Below are 15452 nucleotides of genomic sequence, written 5' to 3'. Positions count from 1 at the left end.
AAGCTCTTCATCGCTGATAATACTGCAGGGTCCCCTTGTCGGAAACGTAGGTCACTGCCAGCTCTTGAGTATTTATTCAAATTAGCTTAGCTTTTTACACTTTTTTAGTAGTGTTTTAAGCTAAGCTTTTTTTTGCGCGGGTTTTTGCTTATTCTTTAGTGTTTTGCTAAAGCTTCTTTTAATATTTCAATACTACTATATTTATTAATATCAAAATGACGTAATTCACAATTTATTTTATATTTCTCTAATTCTTTATTTATATTAGATAGATTAATATCTATATGTAAATCATTTAAAAGAATAAAATTTGTACCTTGAAATCTAAATATTTCTTTTGCAATACTATTGTCTTTTATAAGATTACTTATATATATAAGTAACTCATCTCCTTTTTTCCATCCATAGTTTTCGTTATAAGAAGAAAAATTACGTATAATAATAAGATTTATGCATTTATATTGATGTAAATTTTGTTTAAATAATAGTTCTAAATAATTTTCATTTGAAAGCTTAGTTAATGGATCTTTAAAAAAGTATGCAAAACGCTCTTTTTCTATTGGAGTATTTGGTAATTGAGTTTGATATTTATCAACTTGAATATCAATTTTTTTTAAAGTTTTTAAAGCTATTTCTATTACATTTGGATCAAATAGTATCCCTGCATTTCTTTTTAATTCATCCAAGGCTTCTTGGGCTGTTTTTGTTTGATTATATATTCTTGATGATGTCATTGCATCAAAAGCATCAGCAATTGCTAGAATTGAAGCTAAGATAGGTATTTGATTACCTTTTAGTCCTTTAGGATAACCACTTCCATCAAATCTTTCATGATGATATAGAATAATTTCTGAAAATTCTTTAAACATTGGAATTTTTGAAATTATTTCATATCCTAATGTTGCATGACTTTTAATTATATCAAATTCTTGTTTTGTTAATTTTCCAGGTTTTAAAAGTATAGAATCAGGAATTGCTGTTTTACCAATATCATGTAATAATCCTATTTGTCTTAACATTGAAACATCTTCTGAACTAAAATTCATTGCTTTTGCAATTGTAACGGCATATTCTGCTACTCTATAAGAATGTCCTGCTGTATAGAAATCTCTTTGTTCAATTAAATCTACTAAAGAAATTATCGTTTGTTTGTAGTTATTTGCTTTTTCATTTTCTTGTTTAAGAAGTTGCTTTTTATATAGATAGAATTTTTTTCCCAAAAATTTAGAGAAATATAAAGATAGAATAAAAAGAATTAAACTAATAATAATAGTACTTGTTAAGAAAAAAATGGACTTTTTATAGAATTTTTCTTGTGATTCTTGGCTTTTCTTTTGTATTGATGCATTTACTTTATCTAAGTCAAATCCTGTTCCAATAACCCAATCCATAGTATTAATTTTTTGTAAATAAGATATTTTTGAATATTCTTTTCTTGAATCATCAAATGAATAATTTACAAATTCGTTTATTTTTTTAGAATTTACAAAGATTTTAAATTTTTCCATAAGAGTAGATTTCTCATACTGTATAACTGGTATATCATCTTTTGTTAATATCACATTACCTTTTGTATCTAAAATAAACAGATATCCTTGATCTTCATATTCCATCATTTTTAAATGTTTTAAAATATCTTTTTTTATTTCATTTTGTAAATCATCTTCAAACATTGCAGTTGTTAATATAAGGTTATATGGTTCAAATCTTTTTATGATACCTATCTTCTTATAATGTTTTGTTTTATTATTAGGCTTAAAATAATACCAAGTAAGAGCACCTTCTCCTTTTGTTTTTGCTATTTTTATAGCCTCTTGTACTGGATAATTACCTTTTGCATCTTTTCTATTAAGAACTGATTTCCCTTCAAAATCTTTTGATATAGGTTGTAATATATTGATTCCATTCATATAATGTATAGAGAAATAACCTGTTCCATTGGCATATCTTAAAGTCTCGATAGCTTCTTTTATATGTTTTAGAATCTCTTCTTTACTTAATGTATCTTTATTTTTTTCATAGATATTCATAGCTATATTATAAACAGCATTTATTTTATGGTGTAATTCTTCTTGTAGTTGTTTTTCAGAGTCTTTTAAAGTATCTTGAATATATCTATTTATTGTTTCAATATTTATTTTGATTCTATTTTTATGTATATCAATATATTCTCTTTTTATAGTTGATTGTTCTTTCTTTAGTTCTTTATGATAATTAATTGTAATATACGATATTCCAATAACAGCAAGTATAATTACAAATAAAGCTGGCATATATTTGATAATTTGAATTATTAGTTTTTCTTCATTTTTTGAATTCATAATAAATCCTTGATAAAATACTCTATTAATTATATTATTAAAAGTAATAATTCTTGTATATTTATTGGATTAATATTATATATTTTCTAATTATAGAAAGAAAGAGTATAAAAGTGACTATTAGACTATTTATTTTAAAGTGTTGTATTTATTAGAGTATTATTGAATAATTTAGTAATAACAAAGTATAAAGGTTATCCCTCTATACTTTTAATAACTAAATCTTGAGCTTCTTTTATAATTAATTCTAAATGTTCTTGACTTATAAAACTTTCTGCATATATTTTATATATATCCTCAGTTCCAGATGGACGAGCTGCAAACCAACCACTTTTTGTTGTAACTTTTAGCCCACCTATACTTGCGTTGTTTCCGCTTGCATTTGTATAGATATTTTCAATTTCTTCATTTGCTAAAGTTTTAGATGTAATATCTTTTACACTAAGATTCTTTAGTTTTGCTTTTTGTTCAAAAGTTGCAGGTGCATCTACTCTTTTATAATATGCTTTGCCGAACTCTTTTTCGAACTCTTGATAAATTTGACCTGGGTCTTTTTTAAGTTTGGCAGTTATTTCAGCGGCTAATAAATTAAGAATAATTCCATCTTTATCTGTTGACCACACACTTCCATCTTTTCGTAAAAAAGAAGCTCCAGCACTTTCTTCACCACCAAAGGCTAAACTTCCGTCATATAAACCTTCAACAAACCATTTAAATCCAACAGGTACTTCATATAAGTTTTTATTGATTGATTTTACAACTTTATCAATCATTGAACTTGATACTAATGTTTTACCAACTGCTAAATCATTTTTCCAAGATTTTCTATTTGAAAATAGATACCAAATAGCAACAGTTAAATAATGATTAGGATTCATAAGTCCTACACTTTTTGTAACAATTCCATGTCTATCAAAATCAGGGTCATTAGCAAAAGCAATATCATAATTATCTGCAAGTTTAATAAGTGAAGCCATAGCATAAGGTGAAGAACAATCCATTCTAATTTTTCCATCATGATCACATGTCATAAAAGAGAAAGTTGGGTCAATTTTATCATTTACAATATCAAGATTTAGACCATAAATTTCATTTATTTTTTTATAAACTTCTAATCCTGAACCACCTAATGGATCAACACCTATTTTTAAATTAGCATTTTTTATAACAGTGATATCAATAATTGTATCTAAGGATTCAACATAAGGAGTGATAAAATCATCTATATCTAAAAACTCTGATTTACTAATTTTATTTTGAGCTAGAGCTTTTACATCGTATAAACCATTCTTTAATATCTCATTAGCTCTTTTTTCAATAATAGAAGTAACATTCGTATCAGCTGGACCTCCATTTGGAGTATTATATTTAAATCCACCATCACTTGGAGGATTATGTGAAGGAGTAATAATTACACCATCATTTAAAACTTTAGAATTTTTATTTGATTCAATAATTGTAAAAGACATTACAGGTGTTGGAGTATATCCATCTTCATTGGCTATTTTACATTTTACTCCATTTCCTAAAAAAACTTGGAGTGCAGAAATTTGAGCAGGAACTGATAGGGCATGGGTATCAATTCCAATATGCATAATTCCAGTTATACCAGCACTTTTCCTGTATTCACAAAGTGCTTGTGTTATTGCAAAAATGTGATTTTCATTAAAACTTGATTTTGAAGAGCTTCCTCTATGTCCAGATGTTCCAAATGAAACTTTTTGATTTTGAATATTTGCATCTGGCTTTTTCCCATAATAATCTTTTATTAGTTTGTCTATATTTTCAAGTATTTCTTTAGGTGCTTTTTTACCTGCTAATTTATTTATCATTTTATCCTCTTGCTATTTTTATTGCTTCTATACAAAGTTCTGTGATTTTATCAAAATCTCCATTTTGAATAATATCTTTAGGAACTATCCATGTACCACCAACACATAAAACATTTTTTAGATTTAAAAAATCTTTTAAATTCTTTTTATTGACTCCACCTGTTGGACAAAAAGACATTTTTGCATAGGGTCCACTAAAAGCTTTTAATATGTCTATTCCACCACTAAGTGTTGCTGGAAAAAGTTTACAGTGATATATATCATTATTTTGGGCTAACATAACTTCACTTGATGAGGCAACACCTGGAATTAAAGTAATGTTTTCAGTTTTTGAGGCATCAATTAGCTCTTGGCTAATACCTGGCGAAAAAACAAATTTTGCGCCATATTCTTTTGCTTTTAATAAATCTTCTTTATTACAAACAGTTCCTGCACCTACGTTCATACTTGGTAGTTCTTGGCTTATTAATTTTATTGCATCTAAAGCAACACTAGTTCTTAGTGTTATCTCCATAATATTAATACCACCTTTGTTTAATGCTTTTGCAAGCTTTAAACTATCATCTATATTATCAATAGCAATTACTGGAACTATTGGTGAAATTTCCATTATTTCATTTGCATTCATAGGTCTTCCTCTCCTGGTAAAGCGAAAATACTAGCACCTGTACTAGCGCTACTTACATTTTTTCTTACAACATTAAATAACTCTCGACCAACTCCAAAGTTATTTGAACTTAAATCTTTGTTTTCAATAATTCTACTTTCTAGTTCATCCTCTTCTATTAAAAGATTTAATTTACCGTTAATTGCATCTAATTCAATAAGATCACCATCTTTGATTTTAGAAATTAAACCCTCATCTTTTGCTTCTGGACTTAAATGAATTGCACTAGGAATTTTCCCTGATGCTCCTGACATTCTTCCATCAGTAATAAGCGCAACTTTGTATCCTAAATCTTGAAGTACTCCAAGTGGTGGTAAAAGTTTATGTAATTCTGGCATACCATTTGCTTTTGGACCTTGGTATTTTACAACTGCAATAAAGTCTTTTGTTAGATTACCTTTTTTGAACTCTTCTTGTAGTTGTTCTTGTGATGTGAAAACGATAGCTTTTTGTTTTACATAAAGATGTTTTTCTAATAATGCAGAAGTTTTGATTACACTTTGACCTAAGTTTCCTTGTAAAAGTTTTAGTCCACCTTGTTTATTGAAGGGTTCATTTCCTGATGAAATTACATCAAGATTTTTTGATAATCCATCAATTTTTTTGAATGTTAGTTTTCCTTCTTTTAAAATAGGTTCAACAACAAAGTTTTTTAAACCTTTTCCTACTACTGTATTAACATCTTCAAAAACAAGACCTTTTTCTATTAATTCACTTATTACAACTCCCATTCCACCTGCATCTCTAAAAGTATTTACATCAGCACTTCCATTTGGATACATCTTACATAATAAAGGAGTTACTTTAGAAATTTCATCAAAATCTTCCCATGTTAAAACAATACCACAAGCTTTTGCCATAGCAATCAAGTGAATAGTGTGATTTGTAGAACCTCCACTGGCCATTAGTCCAACAATCGCATTTATAAAACTTCTTTCATCAATAATATCACTTAATGAAATATTCTTTGTTTTTAGTTCATGTAAAGCTTTTGCACTATATTTTGTAAGTTCTTCTCTTAATGGTGTATTTGTATTTACAAAAGAAGCATTCGGAAGTTGTAATCCCATCATTTCTAAAAGCATTTGATTTGAGTTTGCAGTACCAAAGAAAGTACAAGTTCCACAACTATGATAAGAAGAAGATTCAACTTCTAAAAGTTCTTTTTCTTTAATATTCCCTTTTGCATACTCTTGTCTAAATTTTGCTTTTTCTTTATTAGATATTCCTGATTTCATAGGTCCAGCTGGTACAAAAATAGCTGGAAGATGTCCAAAACTAAGCGCTGAGATTACTAAACCTGGAACAATTTTATCACAAACACCTAGGAAAAATGCTCCATCATAAACATTATGAGATAATCCTACTGCACTTGCCATTGCAATAGTATCTCTACTAAATAAAGACAATTCCATTCCTATTTCACCTTGTGTAACTCCATCACACATAGCAGGAACACCACTTGCAACTTGTGCAGTTGATGAATACTTTAACAATTCATTTTTTAAAATACTTGGATATTTATGATAAGGTTCGTGAGCAGATAACATATCATTATATGCTGTAATAATTCCCATATTATATGAGTCATATTCTTTTAATAGTTTTTTTTCATCATCTGACATTGGCGCCATTACATGGGCTAAATTACTACAAGATAGACTTTTTTTATTTTGATTTTTGATTTTTGCATTGTTAATTCTATCTAGGTAAATTGCTCTACTTTTTTGAGATCTTTTAGTGATATTTTCTTTAACTTTTAATATTATATTATTCATGACTATAATAAACCTTTATTTTTTTGGCATTAAAAAGTACTTTTGAAATAGGATATTTATTTTCTTTTTCTAAAGCCTCTTTATATACTTTCAATTTTTCTACTTTTTGTATATGTAAAAAAATATTTTTGGAGTTTAAAATTGATTTTAATGTTAAACTCATTCTGTCATACGGTGCAGTAAGTGGATTTATTGAGATACAAAATTTAGTTGTATTTAAATCTAAAGCTTCATCTAATTTTTTACTTTGAGGGAAAAGTGAGGCAGTATGTCCATCATTTCCCATACCTAAAATTAATATATCGCATTTTAAAAACTCTTTTTCATAAATACTAGAACATAAATCATCAGAAGAAAAACACTCTTTATCTTTTATAAATAAAGGTATAAACTTTGCATTTTTTGCTTCATTTTGTAGAAGATGCTTTTTTACTAAATATGCATTACTATCTTTATTTGATGATAAAAGCCATCTTTCATCAACAAGTCCTATTTTGACTTTTCCCCATTGAATTTCTACTTTAGATAACTCTTGAAAAAAAAGTTTAGGAGTACTTCCTCCTGATACTAAAAGTGTTGCACTATTTTTCTTAGTGATTTCATCTTTTAATATATCTGAAACTTCTTTTACAAAATTTTTAACTAAAATTCTTGAACTCTCATAATTAGTAAATGATATATTATTCATCATTCCATGCTCTTGAATCTTTTGCTATGATTTGGATAGCTGCACTTGGTCCATAACTTCCTGCTGTATATTTTTTCATTGGACTTACGTCTCTTTTCCAAGCATCCAAAATTGTATCAGTCCATTTCCAAGCTTCTTCAACTTCATCTAATCTCATAAATAATGTAGCATTTCCATTAATTACATCTAAAATTAATCTTTCATAAGCATCGGATTTTCTTTGTTTTTTATGTGGTGAGTTTAATTCTAAATCAACTTGTTGAAGTTTCATACCATCACTTAATCCAGGTACTTTATTCATAAGTTTTAATTCTATACTTTCATTGGGTTGTAAAGTTATTACTAATTTATTTGCATTTATTGAGCTTTCATCCATGCCAAAAATTGAGTGTGGAATAGATTTAAATTGAATTACAATCTCAGAGTTTCTTTTTTGCATTCTTTTTCCACTTCTTATGTAAAAAGGAACATTATTCCATCTCCAATTATCAATATCAACTCTAATTGCAACAAATGTTTCAGTATCACTTTGTTTTAAACCATTTTGAATATAACCAGGAACTGATTCTCCTTGTGAAGAGCCTTCAATATATTGGGCTCTTACAGTTTTTTCTTTTATATCAGTATCATTCATTTTTCTAAAAGATCGTAGAACTTTTACCTTTTCATCTCTTATACTATTGGCTTCAATAGAACAAGGTGGTTCCATAGCAATTAAACATATTAATTGCATTAGGTGATTTTGAATCATATCTCTTAATGCACCATATTCATTGTAATAATCCCATCTATTTTCAACGCCAACACTTTCGGCAACTGTAATTTGTACATGGTCAATATGATGTGAATTCCATAAAGGAAGGAATAAAATATTTGAGAATCTAAGAGCAAGGATATTTTGTACAGTATCCTTACCTAAATAGTGATCTATTCTATAAATTTGATCTTCTTTAAAATATTTTAAAACTTTTTCATTTAAGTCTTGAAAACTTTTTAAATCTCTTCCTAAAGGTTTTTCTAATACAACTCTTGAATTAGAACTTATTAGTTTCCAATAGTCCAATGATTCACAAATTTGAGCAAAAAAGTTTGGACTTGTAGACAAATAGTTTATTCTATCTCGGTTCTTGTATTTATCTAAAACCTTTTTTAAATTATTAAATGTTTCTTTTTTATTCAAATCTATATTTACTATAAGAAGCTGATTCTTAAATGTATTAAAAAATACTTCATCAAAATCAGCAATATATTCAATAAGTTTGTTTCTTACTAATTCAATATGTTCTATTGTACCTATATCTCTTCTTGAAATAGTTATAATTCTAGTTTCAGCACTTATATATTTATCTTTACTTAAATGATATAGTGCTGGCATTAGTTTTCTAAATGCTAAATCTCCATGTCCACCAAAAAGTATAAAATCAGATATATTGCTGTTAGTATTCATTACTTACTTCTTATTCTCTAACTCATAAAAATAGTTAGTTGCTTCAACAAAACCATCTACTGAACCACAATCAAATCTTTTACCTTCAAATTTATAAGCTAAAACCATTTCATCTTTGGCTTGAGTACAAAGAGCATCAGTAATTTGTAATTCTCCATTTTTCCCAGGTTTTGTTTTACTTATAACTTCAAAGATTTGAGGAGTTAAGATATATCTTCCAATAACTGCAAGATTTGATGGAGCTTTATCATTATCAGGTTTCTCAACCATGTTTGAAACAATATGAACACCATTTTCCATAGGTTTTCCTTCAATAACTCCATATTTATGTACATCTTCTTTTGGTACTTCCATACAAGCAACGATACAACACTTATATTTTTCATAAAGTTTAACCATTTGCTTTAATACACCATCTCCTTCTGGATTTACACATAAATCATCTGCTAGTATTACTGCAAAAGGATTATTATCTCCTACTAAAACTTTACCTTTATATATAGCATCTCCTAAACCTTTCATCTCATTTTGTCTAGTATATGTAAAAGTACATTTATCAATAATATTTCTAATATCAGATAACATTTTTTCTTTAGAACTTCCTTGTATTTGATGCTCAAGTTCATATGAAATATCAAAATGATCTGTTATAGCTCTTTTCCCACGACCTGTAATAATAGACATAACATCACAGCCAGCTTCCATTGCTTCTTCTACACCATATTGAATAAGTGGTTTAGTAAGAACTGGTAACATTTCTTTTGGCATTGCTTTTGTTGCTGGTAAAAATCTTGTACCATAACCTGCTGCTGGAAATAGACACTTTGTAATTTGATTCATTTTATATTCTCCTTAAATTTATATTTTTCCCTTAAGCCACATAACTTGATATGGTTCAAGAGTAATTGTTGATTCTTTCTTTTCGCTACTTTCTTCACAAAAGTTTGAACATAATATATCTTGTAATGGAAGTTTTATTTCTTTTGGTAAAGTAATAGTAACTTCTTCGTTTGAATAATTATTTAATGCTAGTATTCGATCTTCATTATTAACACTAAATTTATCTATAATAAAAACTCTTTCATCTAATTCTAAAAAGACAAACTTTGTAAATGGATTAAAAGCATCTTCATTTATTCTAATAGATATCATTCTTTTATAAGAATCAAAAATAGTTTTAGCCAAACTTCCTAATGTTGATAATTCATTTTCTAGCCAATCAATATTATATTTTTCTCTATTTATTGTTCTATTTATTCCTGAGTGTTTAACTCCATCTTTATAGTTTTGAGAACCAACTAATGAATGGAAATAAATACCAGGAACTCCTGGCATTGCTAGAACTGTTGCTTGTGTGACTAACATTCTTTTTACTCTAAGAAATTGTTCATCTTTTGGATTACTAAGTGCATCAATATAACTACAGTTTAATTCATAAGCTGATTTACTTCCATCTTCTTCTGCTCTATATGAAACCAAACCTCCATGATCTTTTACTCTTTGTTCTAAGGTATCAATCTCTTCATCACTTAATATTCCTTTTACAGGACGTAGACCAATTCCATCATGACTTGCAGTAAAGTTAAAGAAACAAACTTTGTCATTAGGTAATTCTAAAGTCTTAGCCCAAGTAGTTAACTTATTTGTATTTGAGCAAACAATAGAGTTTAATAAAAGTGGAGGTAAAGCAAAGTTATAAACCATTTGTGCTTCATCATTACCACTTCCAAAATATGAAATATTTTCATGATGAGGGACATTTGTCTCTGTAATTATAATAACTTCAGGAGCAACTTCGTGAATTACTTCCCTCATTAGTTGAATCAACTCATGTGTCTGTGGTAAATGTACACATTGTGTTCCTAATTCTTTCCAAATAAAGGCAATTGCATCAAGTCTTATAAGAGTGGCACCTTTTTCAATATAATAAAATAATGCAGCAAGTACGCTTCTTAAAACTTTATAACTTTTATAATTTAAGTCAACTTGATCCTTGCTAAAAGTTGTCCAAACATTATGAATTTTCCCCTCATTATCTAGATATTCATGTAAAAGTGGGGTTGCTCTTGGACGTACGACTTTACTTAAATCAGTAGTGGGATCAAGTTCAATAAAGAAATCTTTAAAATACTTATCACCTGCTAAAAAGGATTTAAACCAATCTGAGAATTGTGAAATATGATTAATAACTCCATCAACCATAATCCTATATTCACTTGATAATGATTCAACTTCTCTCCATGAACCCATATGGGGATCAACTGCAGAATAATTTACAACTGAAAATCCATCATCTGAAGAGTATGGATAAAAAGGTAAAATATGAATAGAATTTATAACACCTTTTAAATGATTATCCATAAACTCTTTTAATGTATGAAGAGTTGGTTCACTATTTTTTGAAACTTGATCTCCATAAGTAATAAGAATGATATCTTTTTGGCTTAAATGATACTCCTTTGAATCTATTCTTTCTTTGTATTTATAGATTAAATGAATAATACTATCCAAAGCCTTTTGTGCTATTTCTTCTGGATATAATCTATGTAATCTTTTATTTATATTATGGTCTTCATCTGAGATATGATTTTTCATACATTATCCTTTTGTACATAATCATAAAATTTTTCAGAGAAATCTGGAAGAACAGATCTAACTGTAATCCATGGTGATAAAGATGGAACACCCATAGGATCTTCATAATATTCTTTAGATGCTTCTTTTATCGCTTCTTGAAAAGCTTCTACTGCATGTATTTCTTTTTCTCTAATATAATTTAACCCATTAATTTTACTAAGAGCATTATATTTTGAAATTTCAAATCTAGATTCTTGGAAATAAGTTGCTAAAAGTGTTTTAAAAGTTGAAGGAGAGAAGATTACTCCTTCTTGAGCCATAACTCTAAATATTGTTTTTGCAATATCATTTGCCATTTTATAAATACCTCCATTAGTATCAATACTCCCTAATTCTTGATGTTTATGTTCATATGTATCCATAATTTGAGTTTGACAAATCCGTCTATTTGATGTGTTTTTATAAACTTCACTTAATGTTGATACTTCAAGCCCCCATGTCGGAGAAATAGCTATGCCTCTACCCATTGATCTAATAAATGAAAATTCACCAGAAAGTGCATATCTAAAACTTTCCATATATTCTAAGTATCTACTAGAACCATGAACTTTTTTAAGAGAGTTTATTAAAGGAGTATAAAGAAGTCTAGTTGCCCGACCGTGTAATTTATCTGTTACTCTTGAGTAGTAACCTTTATTAAATTCAAAATCTAAACCTGGATGAATTATTGGATAAAAAAGTCTTGCAGGTATTTCTCTTGAATAATTCACAATATCACAATCATGAAGTGCAAATGCATAAGCATCTTTATCTGTTAATCCATAACCTAGCATAGTCCAAACATTTCTTCCTTTGCCTGGAGTATCAAGTCCTGGAAATCCTTCTTTTGTAAGTTCGCTATAAAGTTCTTTTATTCTAGGGCCATCATTCCATAAAATATCAACTTTACACGGTAATTGACTCATTAGTTCTTTTACTTCTTCAAATTGCTCTTTTGTCGCTTGATCAAGTCCCAATATAATTTTATATAAATATTTTACATCTTTTAATTCTTTAATAATTGTATGCATAGCAGGAGTTTGAAATTCTGAATATAAAGCAGGAAGAAGGAGAACCATTCTTCTTCTTTTACTAAATTTTAGAAGTTCTGCCTCTACATCATCTAATGTTCTATTACCAAGGTTTTGAAGTGTTGTAACAACTCCATTTTGAAAAAAATCTGACATTTATATTTTCCTTTTTTTATTTTTCTATGTGAATTATTAATACATCTAACATATTATTATGACTAGGACCTGTATTTACTAAATCACCTATTTTATCAAAAAACTCATTTGAGTTAAAATCATTTAAATATTTTTCAATATTTAAATTTAATGATTTTGCTTTTTCTAAACTTGTATTATCTATTACTGCACCAGCACTATTAGAATTACCATCTATTCCATCACTTGCTGCACTTAAAATTGTCACTTTTTTATCTTTTGGAAATTTATTTAAAAAAGATAAAATAAGATGTTGGTTTCTTCCACCTTTTCCATTTGAAGTAACTTTTACTAAAGCTTCACCTCCAAAAATAAAACAACCTTCTTTTTTAGTTTCAATAAATGTTAGTAAATTATTTACTACTATATTTATATCTTCTTCTATTTTTTTAGTAATAATCTGAGTATTAATATTTTTTGATAAGAGATTTTTTTGAATATCACTTAAAAGTATCTCATTTGAAGCTATTAAAAAGTGTCGAATATTTTCATTTTCTTTTTTAGGTGTATCTTTAATCTCACCATTTTTACCTTGTATTAAATATTCTTTAACTTTTTTTGGTATTTTTTCAAATAACTTATACTCTTTTAAATAATTAATACTATCTTCAAATGTTGAACTATCAAGATATAGCGGTGCTGAGCCAATTGCTTCAAAATCATTTGATAGAACATCGCTTAAAACTAAAACAATCCCTTTTGCTTTACAATTAGAAACTAATCTACCACCCTTTACTTGTGATAAATGCTTTCTAATACAATTCATAGCAACTATAGGCATAGAACCTTTTAGCATTAAATCTGTAGTCTTTTGAAATTCATTCATTGTAATATTTTCATCAGGTAATTCAACTAAAGCTGAATTACCACCTGAAAGTAAATAGATAAAAAAATCATCTTCCTTTAAATTTTCGATATTACTTTTTAAACATTTAGCTGCAATCTCACTTTTATTTGTTGGAATAGGGTGACTACTTTTTAAATAAGTTAGATTTTCTTTTTTTAAATTATTATCATAAGGTCCAATAAGTACAGCTTTTTCTATTTTTTCTTCAATATTTTCATAGATACTTTCTGCCATACTTAATACAGCTTTACCTGAACCAAAAAGATATATTTTTTTACCTTTTGGTATATTTATTCTTTCATTATTAATAAGAATTGCATCTTGAGAAAAATTACATTTGTTTTTTATTAGTTTACTTGGTTCAATATCTTTTAAAACTTCAAAAAATGAATTTCTTAATATTTCTTTTATTTGCATAAAATTCCTTTTAAGGCCTGATTCCATCCTTTGGGACCAATTCTTTTTGTTTTTATCAAATCTTTTTTATCATAATCTATAAAAGTACCATCATATTTTCTAATTAAAACTGGAATATCAACACAATCAAGCATTGTTTTATCATTAGCCCCATCACCTAATGCAATTGTTTTATATTTTTTATTAAATTTCTTTTCATAAATTTTTTGAAGTGATAAAAGAGCATTTGCTTTATCTTGACCTTTACTAATAAGATGATAAAATCTTCCACCTTTTACAATATCGAAGCCCTCTTGTTGACTTAATTCTCTTAGAGTTTGAATTTTTGATTCATCTTCAATAATAAAAGGTTCACAAAAGTCTCTTTTTTTTGCTAGTTTGGCATCTTCAATACTAAGACCAGTTAAAGCAGATATTACTTCAACTCTCATATCAAAAAAACCTTTTATTTTGAATTTTTTCTTATATGTATTAAAAAAATCTAAAATCTCACAATATGTTTTACCCATGTTTATTTGCTTAAATTTATCTCCCTCTGGCAAAAATATACCTGCACCATTTTCAACAATAAAAGGATAAAATAATTGTAGTTCATCTCTTAGTTTTAGAATTTCATGTTTTGTTTTACTAGTGGTTATAATTAAAGGTATATTATTTGATTTTAGATAGTTAAGCATTTGCTGTGCATCATTAAAACTATATGTTTCATGATCAAGTAACGTTCCGTCCAAGTCTGTAAAAATAAGATAGTTCTCTTTTTCTTTGTGTAACATATCTTAGTATATCAAATAAATAATTGGATATCAAATATTATATGTATAAAATATAAACAATCTATTGTATATATTTTATAAATTAATCACTTAACAAATGTTAAATACTATTTTGTAATAATATTATATATTAAGGAATAAAATGAAAGATAAAATAAAAAAGTATATAAAAGAAATTATAATATTTGTATTTATACTGGCAGTAGCCATGAATGTGTTAAGTTATTACAGAGGTCTTGATTTAAATAAAGATAAATTAAATATACAAACATTTAATTTAATTGATGATAGCGAATATAATATATTAATAGATAAACCTTTAATAATACATTTTTGGGCAACTTGGTGTCCTACTTGTAAATTAGAAGCATCAAATATTGAAAAATTATCTAAAGATTATGAAGTAATAACAATAGCTGTTCAATCAGGAACAAATGAAGAAATACAAAAATATATAAAAGAAAATGATTTATCATTTAGAGTTGTAAATGATAAAGAAGGTTTTTATTCATCAAAATTTAATATAAAAGCTTTTCCAACAACACTTATATATGATAAAGAGCAAAACCTGAAATTTAGTGAAGTAGGATATACAACAACAGCAGGATTATACGCAAGAATGACATTAGTAGAATGAATTTTTACAAATTAACAAATTTAAGTTTATTTAAAGTAAATCCTCTTGACAAAGAGAGAAAAAAGTTCTATAATTCCCGTCCAAAAACAGAGGAACGACATCAAAAACATTTGATGAAAGACTAATGAGAAATGGATGATCTTTAACAATGTAATTTAAGTTTGTAAAGTAATCTTTATAAACTGAATATAATACTCTAAATA

At 27.3% G+C, this 15452-nt stretch carries 12 protein-coding genes; 1 reads left to right on the top strand and 11 read right to left on the bottom strand.

All coding sequences use genetic code 11. The features are described 5' to 3' along the window. Nucleotides 1–155: 155 nt before the first annotated feature. The 11 genes from D9T19_RS13940 to D9T19_RS13890 form a co-directional block, all read right to left on the bottom strand. A complete protein-coding gene (locus D9T19_RS13940) occupies nucleotides 156–2321 on the bottom strand; it encodes a cache domain-containing protein (RefSeq protein WP_121628859.1) in 2166 nt (721 codons plus the stop codon). A gap of 194 nt (nucleotides 2322–2515) precedes the next feature. Then, complete coding sequence (gene pgm / locus D9T19_RS13935; protein WP_121628858.1) at nucleotides 2516–4153, bottom strand: phosphoglucomutase (alpha-D-glucose-1,6-bisphosphate-dependent); 1638 nt, start codon at nucleotides 4151–4153, stop codon at nucleotides 2516–2518. A gap of 1 nt (nucleotide 4154) precedes the next feature. Continuing rightward, nucleotides 4155–4781, bottom strand: a complete 627-nt coding sequence (gene eda / locus D9T19_RS13930; RefSeq protein WP_121628857.1) for a bifunctional 4-hydroxy-2-oxoglutarate aldolase/2-dehydro-3-deoxy-phosphogluconate aldolase — start codon at nucleotides 4779–4781, stop codon at nucleotides 4155–4157. Then, nucleotides 4778–6598 (bottom strand): phosphogluconate dehydratase, encoded by a 1821-nt coding sequence (gene edd / locus D9T19_RS13925; RefSeq protein ID WP_121628856.1) that lies wholly within the window; start codon nucleotides 6596–6598, stop codon nucleotides 4778–4780. The genes eda and edd overlap by 4 nt, the downstream gene beginning before the upstream one ends. Then, nucleotides 6591–7289, bottom strand: coding sequence for a 6-phosphogluconolactonase (pgl, locus tag D9T19_RS13920; protein ID WP_121628855.1), 699 nt, complete (start codon nucleotides 7287–7289; stop codon nucleotides 6591–6593). The genes edd and pgl overlap by 8 nt, the downstream gene beginning before the upstream one ends. Further along, nucleotides 7279–8733 carry a glucose-6-phosphate dehydrogenase gene (zwf, locus tag D9T19_RS13915; RefSeq protein ID WP_121628854.1) on the bottom strand — a complete coding sequence of 485 codons (1455 nt, stop codon included), beginning with the start codon at nucleotides 8731–8733 and terminating at the stop codon, nucleotides 7279–7281. Before zwf ends, pgl begins: the two co-directional genes overlap by 11 nt. Nucleotides 8734–8736: 3 nt before the next feature. Next, complete coding sequence (gene galU, locus D9T19_RS13910; RefSeq protein ID WP_121628853.1) at nucleotides 8737–9573, bottom strand: UTP--glucose-1-phosphate uridylyltransferase GalU; 837 nt, start codon at nucleotides 9571–9573, stop codon at nucleotides 8737–8739. Between the two features lie 18 nt (nucleotides 9574–9591). Then, on the bottom strand, nucleotides 9592–11328 hold the full coding sequence (locus D9T19_RS13905; RefSeq protein WP_121628852.1) for a sugar phosphorylase: 1737 nt from the start codon (nucleotides 11326–11328) through the stop codon (nucleotides 9592–9594). Continuing rightward, nucleotides 11325–12536, bottom strand: coding sequence for a glycosyl transferase (locus tag D9T19_RS13900; RefSeq protein ID WP_121628851.1), 1212 nt, complete (start codon nucleotides 12534–12536; stop codon nucleotides 11325–11327). Before D9T19_RS13900 ends, D9T19_RS13905 begins: the two co-directional genes overlap by 4 nt. 16 nt (nucleotides 12537–12552) lie before the next feature. Next, entirely contained in the window at nucleotides 12553–13839 is a 1287-nt protein-coding gene (locus D9T19_RS13895) for a glycerate kinase type-2 family protein (protein ID WP_162984597.1), read from the bottom strand. Further along, a complete protein-coding gene (locus D9T19_RS13890) occupies nucleotides 13830–14612 on the bottom strand; it encodes an HAD-IIB family hydrolase (protein WP_121628849.1) in 783 nt (260 codons plus the stop codon). Before D9T19_RS13890 ends, D9T19_RS13895 begins: the two co-directional genes overlap by 10 nt. A 142-nt stretch (nucleotides 14613–14754) precedes the next feature. Between D9T19_RS13890 and D9T19_RS13885 the strand changes: the two genes are divergently transcribed. Further along, nucleotides 14755–15249 (top strand): redoxin domain-containing protein, encoded by a 495-nt coding sequence (locus tag D9T19_RS13885; RefSeq protein WP_121628848.1) that lies wholly within the window; start codon nucleotides 14755–14757, stop codon nucleotides 15247–15249. Nucleotides 15250–15452 lie beyond the last annotated feature (203 nt).

This window comes from Poseidonibacter antarcticus (genome assembly GCF_003667345.1).
Lineage (GTDB): Bacteria > Campylobacterota > Campylobacteria > Campylobacterales > Arcobacteraceae > Poseidonibacter > Poseidonibacter antarcticus.
This window is presented reverse-complemented; position numbering and strand designations above follow the sequence as displayed.

Bases quoted from the DNA above. Each gene is read 5' to 3' on its own strand.
- D9T19_RS13900 (WP_121628851.1), bottom strand. From the start codon at position 12,536: ATGTCAGATTTTTTTCAAAATGGAGTTGTTACAACACTTCAAAACCTT.
- D9T19_RS13905 (WP_121628852.1), bottom strand. From the start codon at position 11,328: ATGAAAAATCATATCTCAGATGAAGACCATAATATAAATAAAAGATTA.
- zwf (WP_121628854.1), bottom strand. From the start codon at position 8,733: ATGAATACTAACAGCAATATATCTGATTTTATACTTTTTGGTGGACAT.
- pgm (WP_121628858.1), bottom strand. From the start codon at position 4,153: ATGATAAATAAATTAGCAGGTAAAAAAGCACCTAAAGAAATACTTGAA.
- pgl (WP_121628855.1), bottom strand. From the start codon at position 7,289: ATGATGAATAATATATCATTTACTAATTATGAGAGTTCAAGAATTTTA.
- D9T19_RS13895 (WP_162984597.1), bottom strand. From the start codon at position 13,839: ATGCAAATAAAAGAAATATTAAGAAATTCATTTTTTGAAGTTTTAAAA.
- D9T19_RS13890 (WP_121628849.1), bottom strand. From the start codon at position 14,612: ATGTTACACAAAGAAAAAGAGAACTATCTTATTTTTACAGACTTGGAC.
- eda (WP_121628857.1), bottom strand. From the start codon at position 4,781: ATGAATGCAAATGAAATAATGGAAATTTCACCAATAGTTCCAGTAATT.
- D9T19_RS13940 (WP_121628859.1), bottom strand. From the start codon at position 2,321: ATGAATTCAAAAAATGAAGAAAAACTAATAATTCAAATTATCAAATAT.
- galU (WP_121628853.1), bottom strand. From the start codon at position 9,573: ATGAATCAAATTACAAAGTGTCTATTTCCAGCAGCAGGTTATGGTACA.
- edd (WP_121628856.1), bottom strand. From the start codon at position 6,598: ATGAATAATATAATATTAAAAGTTAAAGAAAATATCACTAAAAGATCT.
- D9T19_RS13885 (WP_121628848.1), top strand. From the start codon at position 14,755: ATGAAAGATAAAATAAAAAAGTATATAAAAGAAATTATAATATTTGTA.